The organism is Streptomyces tuirus, assembly GCF_014701095.1.
Classification (GTDB): Bacteria; Actinomycetota; Actinomycetes; order Streptomycetales; family Streptomycetaceae; genus Streptomyces; species Streptomyces tuirus.
Genome location: NZ_AP023439.1, coordinates 2,599,917 through 2,618,846, shown reverse-complemented (window position 1 = coordinate 2,618,846; position 18,930 = coordinate 2,599,917). Strand labels below are relative to the sequence as shown.

At 71.6% G+C, this 18,930-nt stretch carries 16 protein-coding genes and 1 pseudogene; 11 read left to right on the top strand and 6 right to left on the bottom strand.

The genetic code is table 11. The features are described 5' to 3' along the window. Positions 1-256: 256 nt before the first annotated feature. Together recD2 and IGS69_RS12030 are read left to right on the top strand one after the other, a co-directional pair. Entirely contained in the window at positions 257-2,518 is a 2,262-nt protein-coding gene (gene recD2, locus IGS69_RS12035) for an SF1B family DNA helicase RecD2 (RefSeq protein ID WP_190899040.1), read from the top strand. A gap of 198 nt (positions 2,519-2,716) precedes the next feature. Continuing rightward, positions 2,717-4,006 (top strand): citrate synthase, encoded by a 1,290-nt coding sequence (locus tag IGS69_RS12030; protein WP_190899038.1) that lies wholly within the window; start codon positions 2,717-2,719, stop codon positions 4,004-4,006. Positions 4,007-4,651: 645 nt separating this feature from the next. Here IGS69_RS12030 and IGS69_RS12025 read toward each other — a convergent pair. Together IGS69_RS12025 and IGS69_RS12020 are read right to left on the bottom strand one after the other, a co-directional pair. Further along, the gene (locus IGS69_RS12025) at positions 4,652-6,898 is read right to left on the bottom strand and encodes a heavy metal translocating P-type ATPase (protein ID WP_190899029.1); all 2,247 of its coding nucleotides are present in this window, start codon (positions 6,896-6,898) and stop codon (positions 4,652-4,654) included. Positions 6,899-7,008: 110 nt separating this feature from the next. Then, positions 7,009-7,248: a heavy-metal-associated domain-containing protein gene (locus IGS69_RS12020; protein ID WP_190899026.1), complete on the bottom strand. Its 240-nt coding sequence runs from the start codon at positions 7,246-7,248 to the stop codon at positions 7,009-7,011. Positions 7,249-7,482: 234 nt separating this feature from the next. Here IGS69_RS12020 and IGS69_RS12015 point away from each other — a divergent pair, with 234 nt between their 5' ends. After that, on the top strand, positions 7,483-8,526 hold the full coding sequence (locus IGS69_RS12015) for a zinc-dependent alcohol dehydrogenase family protein (protein WP_190899024.1): 1,044 nt from the start codon (positions 7,483-7,485) through the stop codon (positions 8,524-8,526). A gap of 131 nt (positions 8,527-8,657) precedes the next feature. Here IGS69_RS12015 and IGS69_RS12010 read toward each other — a convergent pair whose 3' ends face one another. Then, entirely contained in the window at positions 8,658-8,855 is a 198-nt protein-coding gene (locus IGS69_RS12010; RefSeq protein WP_190899022.1) for a helix-turn-helix transcriptional regulator, read from the bottom strand. 362 nt (positions 8,856-9,217) lie between these two features. Here IGS69_RS12010 and iolC point away from each other — a divergent pair, with 362 nt between their 5' ends. From iolC to IGS69_RS11985, 6 genes and pseudogenes are all read left to right on the top strand, one after another. Continuing rightward, positions 9,218-10,168 (top strand): 5-dehydro-2-deoxygluconokinase, encoded by a 951-nt coding sequence (iolC, locus tag IGS69_RS12005; RefSeq protein ID WP_190899020.1) that lies wholly within the window; start codon positions 9,218-9,220, stop codon positions 10,166-10,168. Beyond that, positions 10,165-11,046, top strand: coding sequence for a Cgl0159 family (beta/alpha)8-fold protein (locus tag IGS69_RS12000; protein WP_190899018.1), 882 nt, complete (start codon positions 10,165-10,167; stop codon positions 11,044-11,046). The genes iolC and IGS69_RS12000 overlap by 4 nt, the downstream gene beginning before the upstream one ends. A 76-nt stretch (positions 11,047-11,122) precedes the next feature. Then, positions 11,123-11,224, top strand: a pseudogene (locus IGS69_RS35195) (5-deoxy-glucuronate isomerase); the annotation flags it as partial. 86 nt (positions 11,225-11,310) lie between these two features. Beyond that, entirely contained in the window at positions 11,311-13,194 is a 1,884-nt protein-coding gene (gene iolD, locus IGS69_RS11995) for a 3D-(3,5/4)-trihydroxycyclohexane-1,2-dione acylhydrolase (decyclizing) (RefSeq protein ID WP_190899016.1), read from the top strand. 14 nt (positions 13,195-13,208) lie between these two features. Beyond that, positions 13,209-14,711, top strand: a complete 1,503-nt coding sequence (mmsA, locus tag IGS69_RS11990) for a CoA-acylating methylmalonate-semialdehyde dehydrogenase (protein WP_190899014.1) — start codon at positions 13,209-13,211, stop codon at positions 14,709-14,711. Between the two features lie 69 nt (positions 14,712-14,780). Further along, positions 14,781-15,473: a GOLPH3/VPS74 family protein gene (locus IGS69_RS11985; RefSeq protein WP_190899005.1), complete on the top strand. Its 693-nt coding sequence runs from the start codon at positions 14,781-14,783 to the stop codon at positions 15,471-15,473. Positions 15,474-15,633: 160 nt separating this feature from the next. On the opposite strand, the gene IGS69_RS11980 is transcribed toward IGS69_RS11985, so the two are convergent. Beyond that, positions 15,634-16,749, bottom strand: coding sequence for a phosphotransferase family protein (locus IGS69_RS11980; RefSeq protein WP_190899003.1), 1,116 nt, complete (start codon positions 16,747-16,749; stop codon positions 15,634-15,636). Beyond that, entirely contained in the window at positions 16,742-17,731 is a 990-nt protein-coding gene (locus IGS69_RS11975; protein WP_269783165.1) for an LLM class flavin-dependent oxidoreductase, read from the bottom strand. Before IGS69_RS11975 ends, IGS69_RS11980 begins: the two co-directional genes overlap by 8 nt. Positions 17,732-17,826: 95 nt before the next feature. Here IGS69_RS11975 and IGS69_RS11970 point away from each other — a divergent pair, with 95 nt between their 5' ends. Both IGS69_RS11970 and IGS69_RS11965 read left to right on the top strand, forming a co-directional pair. After that, entirely contained in the window at positions 17,827-18,099 is a 273-nt protein-coding gene (locus IGS69_RS11970; protein WP_190899002.1) for a helix-turn-helix transcriptional regulator, read from the top strand. Then, positions 18,096-18,563 carry a hypothetical protein gene (locus IGS69_RS11965; RefSeq protein ID WP_190899000.1) on the top strand — a complete coding sequence of 156 codons (468 nt, stop codon included), beginning with the start codon at positions 18,096-18,098 and terminating at the stop codon, positions 18,561-18,563. Before IGS69_RS11970 ends, IGS69_RS11965 begins: the two co-directional genes overlap by 4 nt. Positions 18,564-18,666: 103 nt before the next feature. Here IGS69_RS11965 and IGS69_RS11960 read toward each other — a convergent pair whose 3' ends face one another. Further along, the gene (locus IGS69_RS11960; protein WP_159030605.1) at positions 18,667-18,846 is read right to left on the bottom strand and encodes a hypothetical protein; all 180 of its coding nucleotides are present in this window, start codon (positions 18,844-18,846) and stop codon (positions 18,667-18,669) included. Positions 18,847-18,930 lie beyond the last annotated feature (84 nt).

The window sequence follows — 18,930 nt, the reverse complement described above, 5'->3', positions numbered from 1 at the left end:
GCCGGGGGACGCTACCCACGGGGGTCGCGGGACGGCAATCGACTTTCGTCGGCAGTCGACGCACGGTGGACCGGGGCGGTCGCCGCGATGCGTGCGAAGGATTCCCTGACCGAATCAAGCGCCGCTGCTCGTTCCTGCTCGGTCATACGGGCCGGTCCGTAAGTGATGACCGTGCGGCGTGGATGACCCCGGGGGCACGATCGCGTGCTCCCCGGAGCCCGGCCGTGCTGTCGTACCCGGGCGGTACCGTCGGATCATGACCGATCAGGCGGGGGCCGCCCAGGCGGGCGAGCGGCGACTGGCCACGCTGGAAGGCGTACTCGAACGCATCACGTACGCCAACGAGGAGAACGGCTACACGGTCGCCCGGGTCGACACCGGCAGAGGCGGCGGCGATCTGCTCACGGTCGTCGGTGCCCTGCTCGGCGCACAGGTCGGCGAGTCCGTGCGCATGGAGGGCCGCTGGGGCTCCCACCCGCAGTACGGAAAGCAGTTCCACGTCGAGAACTACACGACCGTCCTGCCGGCCACCGTCCAGGGCATCCGCCGCTACCTCGGCTCGGGCCTGGTCAAGGGCATCGGCCCGGTCTTCGCCGACCGCATCACCCAGCACTTCGGCATGGACACCCTCCGGATCATCGAGGAGGAGCCCAAGCGCCTCATCGAGGTCCCCGGCCTCGGCCCCAAGCGGACGAAGAAGATCGCCGACGCCTGGGAGGAGCAGAAGGCCATCAAGGAGGTCATGCTCTTCCTCCAGACCGTTGAGGTGTCCACGTCCATCGCCGTGCGCATCTACAAGAAGTACGGCGACGCCTCCATCTCCGTCGTGAAGAACCAGCCCTACCGGCTCGCCTCCGACGTCTGGGGCATCGGCTTCCTCACCGCCGACAAGATCGCCCAGTCCGTCGGCATCCCGCACGACAGCCCGGAGCGCGTCAAGGCGGGCCTGCAGTACGCGCTGTCCCAGTCCACCGACCAGGGCCACTGCTACCTCCCCGAGGAGCAGCTGATCAAGGACGCGGTGAAGCTCCTCCAGGTCGACATGTGCCTGGTCATCGAGTGCCTGGCCGAGCTGGCCGAACCTCCCCAGGACGGCGAGGACCCCGGCGTCGTTCGGGAGAAGGTGCCGGGCCCCGACGGCGGCGAGCCCGTCACCGCGATCTACCTCGTCCCCTTCCACCGCGCCGAACTCTCCCTCTCCGCCCAGTTGCTGCGCCTCCTGCGCACCGACGAGGACCGCATGCCGGGCTTCCGGACCGTGGCGTGGGACAAGGCGCTGGGCTGGCTGAAGGGGCGCACCGGCACCGAGCTCGCGCCCGAGCAGGAGGCCGCCGTCAGGCTGGCACTGACCGAGAAGGTCGCCGTCCTCACCGGCGGCCCGGGCTGCGGCAAGTCCTTCACGGTCCGTTCGATCGTGGAGCTGGCCCGCGCCAGGAAGGCCAAGGTCGTGCTCGCCGCCCCGACCGGCCGGGCCGCCAAGCGCCTGTCGGAGCTCACCGGCGCCGAGGCCTCAACCGTCCACCGCCTGCTGGAGCTCAAGCCCGGCGGCGACGCGGCCTACGACCGGGACCGCCCGCTGGAGGCCGACCTGGTCGTGGTCGACGAGGCGTCCATGCTGGACCTGCTGCTCGCCAACAAGCTGGTGAAGGCCGTCCCGCCGGGGGCGCACCTGCTGTTCGTCGGGGACGTCGACCAGCTGCCCAGCGTCGGCGCGGGGGAGGTGCTCCGCGACCTTCTGGCCGACGGCGGCCCGATCCCCGCGGTCCGTCTCACGCGGGTCTTCCGGCAGGCCCAGCAGTCCGGTGTGGTGACGAACGCGCACCGGATCAACGCCGGACAGCATCCGGTCACGGACGGCATGAAGGACTTCTTCCTCTTCGTCGAGGACGACACCGAGGCCGTCGGGCGGCTCACCGTCGACGTGGCCGCCCGGCGCATTCCGGCCAAGTTCGGGCTGGACCCGCGCCGGGACGTCCAGGTCCTCGCCCCCATGCACCGCGGCCCGGCCGGCGCGGGCACCCTGAACGGCCTGCTGCAACAGGCCGTCACCCCGGGCCGCCCCGACCTGCCCGAGAAGAGATTCGGCGGACGGGTGTTCCGCGTCGGCGACAAGGTCACCCAGATTCGCAACAATTACGAGAAGGGCGAGAACGGAGTCTTCAACGGCACCGTCGGCGTGGTCACCTCGCTCGACCCCGTCGACCAGCGCCTGACGGTGCTCACCGACGAGGACGAGGAGGTGCCGTACGAGTTCGACGAGCTCGACGAGCTTGCCCACGCGTACGCCGTGACGATCCACCGCTCCCAGGGCAGCGAGTACCCGGCGGTCGTCATCCCGGTCACCACGAGCGCCTGGATGATGCTCCAGCGCAACCTGCTCTACACGGCCGTCACCCGGGCCAGGCAGCTGGTCGTCCTCGTCGGTTCGCGCAAGGCGATCGGCCAGGCGGTGCGCACGGTTTCGGCGGGCCGGCGGTGCACGGCACTCGACTTCCGGCTCGGTTTCAACGAAAAATGATCGATCAAACGAGTCGTGAAGGTCACAAGACACTTCCAGAAGGGGAACGCAGGGGGCAGGATGAGCAAGTTGGCGGCACTCAGTGCCGTCAATAGGCCCGATGGTCGACCCCGAGTGCACTCTCCTGAGCCAAGTGGGGGATGGTAGAGACAGTCAGGGCAACCTCGAAGATGAGGCACAACGTCGGTGAGGGAAGACGTGAGCGACAACTCTGTAGTACTGCGGTACGGCGACGGCGAGTACACCTACCCGGTGATCGACAGCACCGTCGGTGACAAGGGCTTCGACATCGGAAAGCTCCGCGCCCAGACCGGTCTGGTGACGCTGGACAGCGGTTACGGCAACACGGCCGCGTATAAATCCGCCGTCACGTATCTGGACGGCGAAGCGGGCATCCTGCGGTACCGCGGCTACCCGATCGAGCAGCTGGCCGAGCGCTCCACCTTCCTGGAGGTCGCCTACCTGCTGATCAACGGCGAGCTGCCGACCGTCGACGAGCTCTCGGCGTTCAAGAACGACATCACGCAGCACACCCTGCTGCACGAGGACGTCAAGAACTTCTACAAGGGCTTCCCGCGCGACGCCCACCCGATGGCCATGCTGTCCTCGGTCGTCTCGGCGCTGTCCACGTTCTACCAGGACAGCCACAACCCGTTCGACGAGCGCCAGCGCAACCTCTCCACGATCCGCCTGCTCGCCAAGCTCCCGACGATCGCCGCGTACGCGTACAAGAAGTCGATCGGTCACCCGTTCGTCTACCCGCGCAACGACCTCGGCTACGTCGAGAACTTCCTGCGCATGACCTTCTCGGTCCCGGCGCAGGAGTACGAGCTGGACCCGACCGTGGTCTCCGCGCTCGACAAGCTGCTGATCCTGCACGCGGACCACGAGCAGAACTGCTCGACGTCCACGGTCCGCCTGGTCGGCTCCTCGCAGGCGAACATGTTCGCCTCGATCTCCGCCGGCATCAACGCCCTGTGGGGCCCGCTGCACGGCGGCGCCAACCAGTCGGTGCTGGAGATGCTGGAGGGCATCCGCGACTCCGGCGGCGATGTCGACTCCTTCATCCGCAAGGTGAAGAACAAGGAGGACGGCGTCCGCCTGATGGGCTTCGGCCACCGGGTCTACAAGAACTTCGACCCGCGCGCCAAGATCATCAAGGCCGCCGCGCACGACGTGCTGTCCGCCCTCGGCAAGTCCGACGAGCTGCTGGACATCGCGCTGAAGCTGGAGGAGCACGCGCTCTCCGACGACTACTTCGTCCAGCGCAGCCTCTACCCGAACGTCGACTTCTACACCGGCCTGATCTACCGGGCCATGGGCTTCCCGACCGAGATGTTCACGGTCCTGTTCGCCCTCGGCCGGCTGCCGGGCTGGATCGCCCAGTGGCACGAGATGATCAAGGAGCCGGGCTCCCGCATCGGCCGCCCGCGCCAGATCTACACGGGCGTGGTCGAGCGCGACTTCGTGCCCGTCGAGGAGCGCTGAGCCGCGGCATCGCTTCGGCCCCCGTATCCGCTTGCCGGTGCGGGGGCTTTCGCGTGTGCGGGCGCGCTTCGCGTGATCCCTCACATGATTTCTCGGGCAATGAAGAAGGCGCCCCGGCGTCGGTCCCCCCACGGGCCGACGACCAGGGCGCCTTCCCAGTCCCGGTTCGGATTCCCCCCACGGGATCCGGCCGGGCGTCTGTGAGGACAGCGCCTGAATCGCTGTTGAGCAGAACGAGCAGAACTCGTCGCACTGCTGTGGTGACGCGTACTGCCGTGGTGTGCGCTCTGCCGGGACAGCGCACGCCCGGGAGGGCCGCTCAAAGCTTCCCGGCGTACGTGCCCCGGCAACGCATCTCTGGAGAAGTCCCCCAAGACATCCCCAGATGTCAGACGGCGCCCCCCAAGACGCTCCCTGACATCGTCAACTTAGACCTTCGAACCCCTTCGATGGTTACGTTCACATCACTGTGATCTGCGTCTCTTGCATATGTCCGTTAGCTGCGCAAGAGCCCGGATATGCCGACCGGGACCCCAGCGTAAGGATGATGCGCGAGCCTTGTGAAGAGCTTATGTGAGCCCGGCCCGCGACTCCAGAGGGGCTCAAACCCCGTTCGCCATGAACGTAGGGGGAATTCAGGGGACTTCACCGGAATGTCCGCAGTCGCAGACTGTTCGTGACGACGAAAACCGACGAGAACGCCATCGCCGCCCCCGCGATCATCGGGTTCAGCAGGCCGGCGGCGGCCAGCGGCAGCGCCGCCACGTTGTAGCCGAACGCCCACACGAGATTGCCCTTGATCGTGCCCAGGGTCCGGCGGGAGAGCCGGATCGCGTCCGCGGCCACCCGCAGATCGCCGCGGACCAGGGTCAGATCGCCCGCCTCGATCGCCGCGTCCGTGCCGGTGCCCAGGGCCAGGCCCAGATCGGCGGCGGCGAGCGCGGCCGCGTCGTTGACGCCGTCGCCCACCATCGCGACGACCCGCCCCTCGGCCTGCAGCCGCCGTACCGCCTCGACCTTGTCCTCGGGGAGGACCTCCGCGATCACCTTCTCGACCCCCACGGCCGCGGCCACCGTCTCGGCCACGGCACGGTTGTCCCCGGTCAGCAGCACCGGCGTGAGCCCCAGGGCGCGCAGCTCGCGCACGGCCTCGGCGCTGGTCTCCTTGACCGCGTCGGCCACGGCCAGAACGGCCCGCGCCGTCCCGTCCCAGCCGGCCAGGACGGCCGTACGCCCGGCCCGCTCGGCCTCGTCCCGCGCGCGGGCCAGCTCCGCCGGCACGTCGTCGAAGAGCCGCCCCACGGCGACGTCCCGGCCCTCCACGCGCCCGCGTACGCCTCGCCCGGGGACGTTCTCGAACCCGTCGGCGTCCGGGAGCCGCCCCGCCCTCTCCTCGGCGCCCAGCGCGATCGCACGGGCGACGGGATGCTCGGAGGCGTGCTCCACGGCGCCGGCCAGCCGCAGCACCTCCTTCTCGTCGGTGCCCTCGGCGACGTGGACCTCCTGGAGGGTCATCCGGCCGGTGGTGACCGTGCCGGTCTTGTCCAGGACGACGGTGTCGACGCGGCGCGTGGACTCCAGGACCTCCGGGCCCTTGATGAGGATGCCGAGCTGGGCGCCGCGGCCCGTGCCGACCATCAGCGCGGTCGGCGTGGCGAGGCCCAGCGCGCAGGGGCAGGCGATGATCAGGACCGCGACGGCGGCGGTGAACGCGGCGACGGCGTCACCCGTCAGCCCGAGCCACGCCCCGGCCGTGGCGACGGCGATCAGCAGCACCACCGGCACGAAGATCCCGGCGATCCGGTCGGCGAGCCGCTGCACCTCGGCCTTGCCGTTCTGCGCGTCCTCCACCAGCTTCGCCATCCGGGCGAGCCGGGTGTCGGCGCCGACCCGGGTGGCCTCGACGACCAGCCGTCCGGCCGCGTTGACAGTCGCGCCGGTGACCGGGTCCCCGGCCGCCACGTCCACCGGCACCGACTCGCCGGTCAGCATCGAGGCGTCCACGGCGGACGCTCCCTCGACGACCGTGCCGTCGGTGGCGATCTTCTCGCCGGGCCGTACGACGAACCGGTCGCCGACGGCCAGCCGCTGCGCCGGGATCCGCACCTCGCGCCCGTCCCGCAGCACGGCCACGTCCTTGGCGCCCAGCTCCATCAGCGCCCTCAGCGCCGCTCCGGCACGGCGCTTGGAGCGGGCCTCCAGCCAGCGGCCCAGCAGGATGAAGGCGGTGACGCCGGAGGCGACCTCCAGGTAGATCGAGGAGGCGCCGTCGCCGCGCGAGACCGTGAGCTCGAACGGGTGCCGCATGCCCGGCATGCCCGCGTCGCCGAGGAACAGCGCCCACAGGGACCAGCCGAAGGCGGCCAGGGTGCCGAGGGAGACCAGGGTGTCCATGGTGGCGGCGCCGTGCCGGGCGTTCCTCCAGGCGGCCCGGTGGAAGGGCAGCCCGCCCCAGACGACGACCGGCGCGGTGAGGGTGAGCGAGAGCCACTGCCAGTTGTCGAACTGGAGCGCCGGGACCATCGCCAGCAGGATCACCGGCACCGCGAGGGCGGCGGAGACGGCGAGGCGGCCGCGCAGGGCCGTCGGCTCGGGGTCCGCGTCCCCGTCCTCGGCCGCGGAGGGCTCCTCCCGCGGGGGCGCGGGCTCCTCGGCGGTGTACCCGGTCTTCACGACGGTGGCGATCAGATCGGCGACCTCGGTGCCCTCGGGGCAGGTGATCCGGGCCTTCTCCGTCGCGTAGTTCACCGTGGCCGTGACACCGTCCATCCGGTTGAGCTTCTTCTCGACGCGGGCCGCGCAGGAGGCGCAGGTCATCCCACCGATGAGCAGCTCGACCTCGGCGAGGGCCGGCTCGCGACCGGCCGGTGCCGGGGCGGTGGTGCTGGTCATGTCCTCACTCCAGGAGATGCGGGGCGCCCGGGGAAGCGGTACGGGCCGTACGGGCCGGGGCGGCGGCCGTACGGCCCGTACACGGGTACGAGTGCCAGGTCTGGTGCGTCTCAGGCCCGGCCGGCCAGTTCGAAACCGGCCTCGTCGACGGCGTCGCGCACGGCCTGGTCGTCGAGCGGGGCCGCGGAGACGACGGTGACCTCACCGGTCTTGGCGACGGCCGTCACCGAGCTCACGCCGGGGATCCGGGAGATCTCGCCGGAGACCGCGCCCTCGCAGTGTCCGCAGCTCATGCCGCTCACCTTGAAGACGGTGGTGACGGGGCCCGTGGTGTCGGTCTGGGCGGTCATGTCGTTACTCCTCGTCGAGGCATGTGGGGCTGTGGGGTCCGCTGAGGACCCGCATACCCCACTGTACCCCTAGGGGGTATCGGTTCACGACGCTGCCGCCGACGCGGCGCCCGGGTCGGCGGCGCTCCCCGGCCCACCACTAGCGTGCCCCGAGGCGCCGCACGCCCGGGGCCCCGGGGCACATCCGTGCCCGCGCGGGACCGGGCACGGCATGAGCGAGAGGCGGGTGGATCCATGCGGGCCGTGGTGTTCGAGCGGTACGGAGAGGCTGCCGAGGTGCGGGACGTCCCGGACCCGGAGCCAGCGGAGCACGGCGTCGTCGTGCGGGTCGAGGCCACCGGGCTGTGCCGCAGCGACTGGCACGGCTGGCAGGGCCACGACCCGGACATCACGCTGCCGCACGTGCCCGGGCACGAACTCGCCGGGACCGTCGAGGCGGTGGGCGCCCGGGTGACCGGGTGGCGGGCCGGGGACCGGGTCACCGTGCCGTTCATCTGCGCCTGCGGCACCTGCCCGTCCTGCGCCGCGGGCGACCACCAGGTGTGCGAGCGGCAGACCCAGCCCGGCTTCACCCACTGGGGCTCCTTCGCCCAGTACGTGGCACTGGACCACGCGGACGTGAACCTCGTGGCGCTGCCCGGGGAGCTGTCCTTCGCGACCGCGGCCTCGCTCGGCTGCCGGTTCGCCACGGCGTACCGGGCGGTGGTGCAGCAGGGGCGGGTCGCGGCAGGGGAGTGGGTCGCGGTGCACGGGTGCGGCGGGGTCGGGCTCTCGGCCGTGATGATCGCGGCCGCGGCGGGCGCCCGGGTCGTCGCCGTCGACGTGTCGCCCGGTGCCCTGGAGCTGGCGCGCGGGTTCGGGGCGGCGCGCTGCGTCGACGCGAGGGCCGTGCCGGACACCGCGGCCGTCGTCCGCGAGCTGACCGGCGGCGGGGCCCACCTCTCCCTCGACGCCCTGGGCTCGCCCGGCACTTGTGCCGCCTCCGTGAACGGCCTGCGCCGCCGCGGCCGGCACGTCCAGGTCGGCCTGCTGCCCTCCCCGTCCGGTACGACCCCCGTGCCGATGGCCCGCGCGATCGCCCTGGAACTCGAGCTCCTCGGCAGCCACGGCATGGCCGCGCACGGCTACCCGCCGATGCTGGAGCTGGTCCGCAGCGGCGTGCTCCGCCCCGACCTGCTGGTGACGTCCACGATCGCCCTGGACGAGGTGCCCGCGGCCCTGGCGGCGATGGGGGCATCGCCGGGAGCGGGGGCGACAGTGATTCAGCCGTGGAGCTGACGGTCTTCGAGCCGTGGAGCTGACGGTCGTCGAACCGTGGAGCTGACGGTCGTCGAGACCTGGAGCCGTCACACGCGCGAACGGCCGGGCCACACGCGGCGGTGGGGCACGGGACCGAGGCGGGGGGCGGGTCAGTCGGCCCTTCGGCGGTTGCCGGGCCTGGCGGCGACCCAGGCCCGGACCGTGTCGGCGTACCAGTAGGGCTTGCCGCCCTCGACGTGGTCGGGCGGGGGCAGCAGCCCGTGTTTGCGGTAGGACCGCACGGTGTCGGGCTGCACCCGGATGTGCGCTGCGATCTCCTTGTAGGACCAGAGCCTTCGGTCGGTCATGACGTGCACCTCCGTGCGCGCACCGCGGCGGCGGCCGTGGACGGCCGTCCGGGGGAGCCGGGCGCTGCGCTGGCGATCAACAAGCCTGTGCCCGGTCAACGACGCCCGGTGATACGGGGCAGGGCCTGTGCGCCGGGTGTGACGGAAGACCCGCGTACTCGCGACACGCGTGACACGAGGGAGGTGTTTGTGACACAGCCGAGGCAAAGAGGCGGGCCCGTGCGTCGGCGGGGCGCCTTGACACGGACGTGGACAAGCGGAAAGCGCTGTCGCGATCTGGTCCGAATGTCCGGACAAAACATTGACAGGGCTTCGAGAGGGGGCTACAAAGCCGGGGAGAGCCGAGCATCGAGGGGACCGCGATGGCGTACGACCTGATCACCATGGGGCGGATCGGAGTGGATCTGTATCCGCTCCAGACCGGCGTCCCGCTGCCGCAGGTCACGTCCTTCGGCAAGTTCCTCGGCGGCTCGGCGAGCAACGTGGCGGTGGCCGCGGCCCGTCTGGGGCGGCGGACGGCGGTGATCACCCGCACCGGCGACGACCCCTTCGGCACCTACCTCCACGAGGCCCTGAAGGGCTTCGGCGTGGACGACCGCTGGGTCACCCCGGTCCCCGGCCTGCCCACGCCGGTCACCTTCTGCGAGGTCTTCCCGCCGGACGACTTCCCGCTGTACTTCTACCGGCGCCCCAAGGCCCCCGACCTGGAGATCGACGCCCACGAGCTCGACCTCGACGCCATCCGCGAGGCCCGGGTCTTCTGGGTCACGGGAACGGGCCTGAGCGAGGAGCCGAGCCGCACCGCGACCCTCGCCGCCCTCGCCCACCGCGCCCGGTCCGGCACCACGGTCTTCGACCTCGACTGGCGCCCGATGTTCTGGACCGACCCGCAGGCCGCGCGCCCCTTCTACACCGAGGCCCTGCGCCACACCACCGTCGCCGTCGGCAACCTCGACGAGGTGGAGGTCGCCACCGGCGTGGGCGAACCCCACGCCGCCGCCCGCGCCCTCCTCGACGCGGGCGTGGAACTGGCCGTCGTCAAGCAGGGCCCCAAGGGCGTCCTCGCGGTGAACCGTGCCGGCGAGAGCGCCGAGGTCCCGCCGCTGCCGGTGAACGTCCTGAACGGCCTGGGCGCCGGCGACGCCTTCGGCGGTTCCCTGGTTCACGGCCTCCTGGCCGGCTGGGACCTGGAGAAGACCATGCGGCACGCCAACGCCGCCGGTGCCATCGTCGCCTCGCGCCTGGAGTGCTCCTCCGCGATGCCCACGCCGGACGAGATCGAGGCGGCCGTCACCGCGGGGGCCGTCCAGTGACCGTCGACGTCGGTGAACTCGTCCGCCTGCGCAGCCACCGCCCGGAGGCGATCGCCGAGGCCGCCGCCCGCCGCCCCCGCCGGCCGCTGCTGAACGACAACGGCCGGCTGATGATCGTCGCCGCCGACCACCCGGCCCGCGGCGCCCTCGGCGTCGGCGGCCGCGCCCTGGCCATGGCCAACCGCGCCGACCTCCTCGAACGCCTCTGCCTGGCCCTGTCCCGCCCCGGCGTGGACGGCGTCCTCGCCACCGCCGACATCCTCGACGACCTGCTCCTGCTCGGCGCCCTCGACGGCAAGGTCGTCGTCGGCTCGATGAACCGCGGCGGCCTCCAGGGAGCCCGCTTCGAACTCGACGACCGCTTCACCGGCCACCGCCCCGAGGACATCGAGCGCCTCGGCTTCGACGCGGGCAAGCTGCTCCTGCGCATCGACTACGACGACCCCGGCTCGCTGACCACCCTGGAGTCCACCGCCCGGGCCGTCGACGCCATGGCCGCCCGCAGACTCCCCGTGTTCGTCGAGCCGTTCATCAGCCACCGCGACGAACGGGGCCGGCTCCGCAACGACCTCTCCGCCGAGGCCGTGACCAAGTCGATCGCCATCGCCTCGGGCCTCGGCGGCAGTTCCGCCTACACCTGGCTCAAGGTCCCGGTCACCGGCAACCCCGACGACATGGCCGAGGTCATGGCGGCCTCCACGCTGCCCGCCGTGCTGCTGGGCGGCGAGGTGGGCGACGACCAGGACGGGGCGTACGAGAAGTGGCGCGGCGCCCTTCAACTGCCCACCGTGTGCGGGCTGGTCGTGGGACGTTCCTTGCTGTACCCGGCGGACGGCGATGTGGCCGCCGCCGTCGACACCGCCGTCGGACTGCTGTGAGGGCCGTCGCATGACCACCCCTGCCTTCCCCACCTGCGACAGCACCCGAGACCACGCGTTCCCTCTCCCGGGCACGTCCCGGACCCAGATCGCCTCCGGCGCGGGAGGCCGCTTTGCTTTGGCAGGAGCGAAGAGCGAGCGACAACTCCCCGCCCGCTACGGCCCCGCGCCGGAGGTCTCCCCGACGAGGCGTACGCGGCCCCGCCCCGTGAACGTTCACCGTGGCCGTCGCGTATCCGTGACCACCCAGAGGGAGGGACACCGATGACCTCGAGGACAAGGCTGACGGCCGCACAGGCGCTCGTGCGCTTCCTGTCCGCCCAGTACACCGAACGCGACGGCGTCCGGCAGCGGCTCATCGGCGCCACCTGGGGCATCTTCGGCCACGGCAACGTCGCCGGCATCGGCCAGGCGCTCCTGGAGCACGCCGGGCGGATGCCGTACCACCAGGGCCGCAACGAACAGGCCATGGTGCACGCGGCGGTCGGCTACGCCCGCCAGTCGAACCGCCTGTCCACGCACGCGGTCACGACCTCCATCGGCCCGGGCGCCACCAACCTCGTCACCGGCGCCGCTCTCGCGACCGTCAACCACCTGCCGGTGCTGCTCCTGCCCGGTGACATCTTCGCCGGCCGGCCCGCCGACCCGGTCCTCCAGCAGCTCGAAGTGCCGTACGCGGGCGATGTGTCGGTCAACGACTGCCTGCGCCCGGTGTCGAGGTACTTCGACCGGATCACCCGGCCCGAGGCCCTGATCCCCTCGGCGCTGAACGCGATGCGCGTGCTCACCGACCCCGTCGAGACCGGCGCCGTCACCCTCGCCCTGCCCCAGGACGTGCAGGCCGAGGCGTACGACTGGCCCGAGGAGTTCTTCGCCGAGCGCGTCTGGACCGTACGGCGTCCCGGCGCCGACCCGGCGGAACTGGCCGAGGCGGTACGGATCATCCGCTCGGCGAAGCGGCCCCTGGTCGTCGCCGGCGGCGGCGTGCACCACAGCCGCGCCGAGGAGGCCCTCGCCGAGTTCGCCGAAACCACCGGCATACCGGTCGCCTCCACCCAGGCCGGCAAGGGCTCGCTGCGCCACGACCACCCCCAGGACGTGGGAGGCGTCGGCCACACCGGCACCGCCACCGCGGACGAACTCGCCCGCACCGCCGACCTGGTGATCGGCGTCGGCACCCGCTACACCGACTTCACCACCGCCTCCGGCACGCTGTTCAGCAACCCGGACGTCCGGTTCCTCAACCTCAACATCGCGTCCTACGACGCCCACAAGCTCGCCGGGCAGCCCCTGGTCGCCGACGCCCGCAGCGGCCTCCAGGAGCTCACCGGCGCCCTGCGGCTGCACGCGCACCGGGTCGCCGGCAGCTACGCCACCGAGTACACCGAGGACAAGGAGCGCTGGGAGCAACGCGTCGACGCCTGCTACGAGGTGGACGAACCGGACACCCGCCCGACCCAGCCGCAGGTCCTCGGCGCCCTGGACGAGATCGCCGACGAGTCGGACATCCTGATCAACGCCGCCGGCTCCCTCCCCGGCGACCTGCACAAACTGTGGCGGACCCGGTCGCGCGACCAGTACCACCTGGAGTACGGCTACTCCTGCATGGGCTACGAGATCCCCGCCGCCATCGGCGTGAAGCTGGCCGCTCCCGACCGGCCCGTGTGGGCGCTGGTCGGCGACGGCACCTATCTGATGATGCCGACGGAGATCGTCACGGCCGTGCAGGAGGGCGTCGCGATCAAGGTCCTGATCATCCAGAACCACGGCTACGCCTCCATCGGCGGCCTGTCGGAGTCGGTGGGCGGCGAGCGGTTCGGCACCGCCTACCGCTACCCCTCCGAGGACGGCTCGTACACCGGGCCGCCGCTGCCCGTGGACCTCGCCGCCAACGCGGCCAGCCTCGGCATGCGCGTGCTGCGCGCGAAGACCGTCCGGGACCTGCGGGAGGCGCTCGCCGAGGCCCGGGCGGCCGACACTCCCACATGTGTCTACGTCGAGACCCAAACGGCAGACACAGTGTCGGGCGCGCCTCCCGCGCAGGCCTGGTGGGATGTACCCGTGGCCGAGACCGCGACACGGCCGTCCGCGGTCAAGGCACGTGAGCTGTACGAACGGCACGTCTCCACCCGACGCCGCCATCTGTGAAGGAGTTCCCGGCCATGACGAAGACCGTCAACCACTGGATCGGCGGCAAGACCGTCGAAGGCGCCTCGGGCACGCACGGGCCGGTGACCGATCCGGCGACCGGCGAGGTGACGACGAAGGTCGCGTTCGCCTCGGTCGACGAGGTGGACGCGGCGGTCGCCGCCGCCAAGGAGGCCTACCAGACCTGGGGCCAGTCCTCGCTGGCCCAGCGCACCTCGATCCTGTTCAAGTTCCGCGAGCTGCTGGACGCCAACCGGGACGCGATCGCCGAGCTGATCACCGCCGAGCACGGCAAGGTGCACAGCGACGCCCTCGGCGAGGTCGCGCGCGGCCTGGAGATCGTCGAGCTGGCCTGCGGCATCAACGTGCAGCTGAAGGGCGAGCTGTCCACGCAGGTCGCCAGCCGTGTCGACGTCTCCTCGATCCGCCAGCCGCTCGGTGTCGTCGCCGGCATCACCCCGTTCAACTTCCCGGCGATGGTGCCGATGTGGATGTTCCCCATCGCCATCGCGTGCGGCAACACCTTCGTGCTGAAGCCGTCCGAGAAGGACCCCTCGGCCTCGATCAAGATCGCCGAGCTGCTGTCGGAGGCGGGCCTGCCCGACGGCGTCTTCAACGTCGTCCACGGCGACAAGGTGGCCGTCGACCGCCTGCTGGAGCACCCGGACGTCAAGGCCGTCTCCTTCGTCGGCTCGACCCCGATCGCCCGCTACATCCACACCACCGCCTCCGCCAACGGCAAGCGCGTCCAGGCGCTCGGCGGCGCCAAGAACCACATGCTGGTCCTCCCGGACGCCGACCTGGACGCGGCCGCCGACGCCGCCGTGTCGGCCGCCTACGGCTCGGCCGGTGAGCGCTGCATGGCCATCTCCGCGGTCGTCGCGGTCGGCTCGATCGGCGACGAACTGGTGGAGAAGATCCGCGAGCGCGCCGAGAAGATCAAGATCGGCCCGGGCAACGACCCGACCTCCGAGATGGGCCCGCTCATCACCAAGGTCCACCGCGACAAGGTCGCCTCCTATGTCGAGGGCGCGGCGGCCGAGGGCTGCGAGGTCGTCCTGGACGGCACCGGCCACACGGTCGACGGCTTCGAGAACGGCCACTGGATCGGCATCTCGCTGCTCGACAAGGTGCCCACGTCCGCCAAGGCCTACCAGGACGAGATCTTCGGCCCGGTGCTGACCGTGCTGCGCACCGAGACCTACGAGGAGGCCCTGGACATCGTCAACGCCTCGCCGTTCGGCAACGGCACCGCGATCTTCACCCGGGACGGCGGCGCGGCCCGCCGCTTCCAGCTGGAGGTCGAGGCCGGCATGGTCGGCGTCAACGTCCCGATCCCGGTCCCCGTGGGCTACCACTCCTTCGGCGGCTGGAAGGACTCGCTCTTCGGCGACCACCACATCTACGGCAACGACGGCACGCACTTCTACACCCGCGGCAAGGTCGTCACCACGCGCTGGCCCGACCCGGCCGACGCCCCGGCGGGCGTGGACCTGGGCTTCCCGCGCAACCACTGACCGCACGTCCACTGACCGGTATCGGCCAGTCTTCGCCGGGCCGGGAGTCGCTCATGGAGACTGTGGGACATGCACTCACCGATGCACCCTCCCGCGGAAACCCCCACGACCCTGGGCGAGCAGCTCCTGCTCCTGTCGCTGGACGACGAGTCCGGCGCGGCGAAGGAATCGGCGAAGGTGACGCCGGCGATCTCCGCCGCTCTGCTGGTGGAGCTGGCGCTGGCCGACCGGATCGATGTGACCGACGACAAGGTGACCGTCGTCGACGCCACCCCGCTGGGCGATCCCGCCCTGGACGCGGCAATCGCCGACATCGCAGGCCGGGACGAGCCGGGCAGAGCCAGGGACTGGATCACCCGGCTGAAGACGGACGCGGCGGCATGGGCGAACCAGGGCCTGATCGAGAAGGGTCTGGTCCGGGAGGAGAAGAAGAAGGTCCTCGGCCTCTTCTCCGTGCGCCGCTACCCCGAGGCGGACGGCTCGGCGGAGGCGGCGGTACGGCAGCGGCTCGACGAGGTCGTCCTTCGAGGAGCGGCGCCGGACGAGCGCACGGCGTGCCTGGTGGCCCTGCTGCACGGCGCGAAGTTGCACCGGCTGGCCTTCCCGGACGCCGACGCGCGAGCGGTCCGGGAGGCCATGGAGGCCATCTCCCACGGCCGGTGGTCCGCGACCGCAGTGCGCGAGGTCGTGCGGGCAGCGGAGGAGGCACTGGCGGTGATCGTCGCCGTGACGGCTGCGACGACGATCACCACCGGCAGCTGACTACGGCGTCCGCCTGCCCCTCCCCGCTCGCGGGGGAGGGGCAGGCCCGGTCCCGCCGCGGTGGCCGTCGCGTGGGAGACGGACCACCCGTCGGCCGCGTGGGCGGTCGTGCCGTGGGCGGAGAGCGCCAGGGAGAGCAGCGCGGCGCCCGCCAGGGATTTCAGAGGCCCTCGGCGGACGACCCCGGCTTGGGCCGGTGAAGACAGGGGGCGCCGTCCTCGCCGAGTGCTTCCGCCAGCAGGTCGCAGTAGTGGCGCAGGTCCTCGTGCCAGCCCACGAACGACGCGAAGTCGCGCATGTGGACGGCCAGACGGAGGGTGGCCGCGCGTGCGGTGCCCGGCGGGACGGCGGCGGTGCCGTCACCGCCGGTGTAGCCGCGGAGCAGGGCGTGGGCCGCGGCCGGATAGTCGACCCGTGGTCCCTTTCCTGCGGAGCCGAGGCCGAGGGCGGCTGCGGCGCGCAGTTCGTGCAACTCGCCGAGCGTCCAGCCGAGATCGAGAGCCGGGTCGCCCCCGGTGACCTCCTCGCCGGTGAGCAGGGCGGTGGGGCCACCGGCAGGGGAGGGGACCAGCCAGCCGGTGCTGGGCGCTCCGTGCAGCAGGACCGCGCCGCTTCCGGGTGGCTCCTCCGCGGCCCGGGACCACTCCGTCAGCCGGGCCCACCGTGAGGGGCCGACCCGGGTACGGGCCAGCGTGCGCAGCCGGGCCGTCCCCGGAGCGTCCTCCTCTCCGGAGAGCCAGGCCATGAGCCGTCGCACTCCGGGGTGCGGCGGCCGGTCCGGGAGGTCCCACGGCTCCTGGTGCAGCCGTCGCAGGGTCCTGCCCAGATCCGCCAGCGCGTCGACCGAGAGCCGGAAGGCGGCGTCGTCGCCGCAGGACAGCAGCCGTGCCACCGAGAAGGCACCGGATACGCGGTAGAGCACCCCGGAGCCCGGCAGGGCCGCCCCGGCCCGCGCGGTGCCGTCCGCCGGTTCGCCGAGGGCGAGCCGGGCGCCGCGCGGCGCTTCGGCGGTATCGCGGGCCACAGCCGCGCCGAGGGCCTCGTCGACGCGGCGCAGTGCCGCGGCGGCCTCCGGCTGCGGAAGGCGCTGCGGAGCGGTGTGGGCCGGCCCCGGGGCGCGCAGCCAGCTGAACCCCGCGCCCCCGTGGTGGCGCACGGTGATCCGCAGGTAACGGGTCCCGTACTCGCGTACGGTGACGGGCTCCGCGCGAGGAGGCCGTCCGGTGTCCGCAGGCCCCGCGGACGCCACCGGATCGGTGCCGGCCGGCTCAGCCACCGTTGCGCCGCCCGACCGCCTCGATGATCTCCCGGCTGTCCCGCAACGCCGCCGACTGCCCCTCGGTGAACAGCACTCCGGCGCAGTTGAGGATCACCTCGTCCACACCGGCGTTCCGGTACTCCTCCAACACGGCGGCGATGTGGTCGGCCGAGCCGTACAGGTACGTGCCACTGTCCACCAGGGCGGCGGCACCGGCCACCGGGTCCGCCGGATCGACCGGCACGCCGGCCCGGCGCAGCATGTCCGTGTAGTGCTCCATGGTGAGGTGCCCGGAGGCAGCCGTGTAGGCGAGCGCGTGCGGGTCCCTGCCTTCGCGCTCCACCGCGACATGGACGACGGTCGCGACCCGGCAGCGGGTGTCCCGGTCCCCGTCCTTGGCCCCCTTCTCCAGAGCGGGCAGCAGGGTCTCGGCGACATACGCGGGTGGGGTCATCCACGTGATGGCGACATCCGCGACGCCACCGGCGGTCCGGGCCATGTTGGGGCGCAGCACGCCCACACCGACCTCCACGCGCGGATGCTCCATGGGGATCAACCGGCCCTGCAGGCTGTGGTATTCGCCCGCGTGGTCGACGATCTCCCCGTCCAGCAGGGCCCGAACCGTGCGCAGGTAGTCCCCGGCCATCGTGCGCGGGCTGGCGAACGGGCGTCCGTTGAGGCTGCGGACGAACGCCGTCGAGCCGACGCCGTAGCCGGCCACCACGGGCAGGCCGGTGAGCAGGGCGAGCGAGCGGGCCTGGAGGGCGGCCTCGTACGGGTGGCGCAGCGGCATCAGAGTCACGCTGAGGCCCACGGGGACGCGGATCCCGGCACCGGCGAGGTGGGCGAACGCCTGGTGGGCCTCCACCTTGAGCGACTGCCCCGTCCACAGGCGGCGCGCTCCGATGTCGCGGACCAGCTCGGTGTGGGGTCGCAGGGAGTCCGGGGTCTCCGGCATGTTCGGCACGAGCACGCTCGGAAGCACGTTGTCGGCGGTCACGGCTGGACACCTTCCTTATGTCGCTGGTGCTCTGACATCTGCCGGAGCTGTTGCTGTTCCTTGACGAACTGTTGTGTTTCTACTACGTTTTTTCCATGAGCCCAGTGAGTCATCGCGAGGGAATGCAGATCTACAACCAGCTGAGAGTTCTCCGCGCCGAGCGCGGCCTCAGTCGCGTCGCGCTGGCCAAGCTGGTGGAGGTGCACCCGCAGACCATCGGTGCCATCGAGCGGGGCGACTACTTTCCGAGTCTCGACCTGGCGTTCCGGCTCAGTGACGTGTTCGAGCTTCCGGTGGAAGCGATCTTCAACCGCAAACCCTTCGTCCCTCTCTCCGCCCAGCTCTACAACAAGGAGGAACGCTCGTGAGCCGGCAAGGAGCCAACGAGATGACGGACCTGGCGCGCAGCCCGATGCGTCCTGTGGCGCTCTCCCTGTGCGTGCTGAGTGCGGCCATGGTGGTGCTGTCGCTCATCTCGGACGGCAACGCCTTCTCCGACTCCTGGTGGCTCGTGGCCTTCGTGCTGTGGCTGCTGCTGTGGGGCGTGCTGCGTTCGATGACCCGCGGTGTGGCCGAGCGGCCCCAGGCGGGACTGGACGAACGTGAACGCGGGCTGCGGGACCGCGTCTCCTTCATCGGCTACCAGTGCGCGGTCGGCGCCGGGATGCTCGTCGTGCTGGTCATGGTCGTCTTCCAGAACCAGCCCGATGTGATCGAGCGGATGCCCGCGCTGCTGACGACCCTCATGCTGACCGCGTCCGCCGTGCCCTCCATCGTCCTGGGGATGTCCGGCGTGGGCGTCGAGGACGACGACGAGGACGAGAGCGAGTGATTCAACCGGAGCTGAGCGGGAATCAGCTTCTCGCGCGACAGGGCGGGTGCCCACCGATTGCGGCGGTGGGCACCCGCCCCTCTGTCTCAGCGGGTCACGCGGTTCAGCAGGAGTGGTCGAAGGTGTTGTCGACCGACACGGCCGAGACGGCGGACGCGGCGGAGATGCACGCCTGCGACGAGGTGGTGATCGTGATGGTGGCGGCCGGGGCCTCCACGGCCGGGACGATCTCGTCGGCGGCGGCGTAGGTGGAGTAACCGCTGATGAGGGACTGGGTGTTCATGCTGACTCCCGTGTTCTCGGATGTGTGATGGCGACCGGATCGGCGATTTCTGCAACCGCGTCTCCGGCCGTGGCAGAACCATTC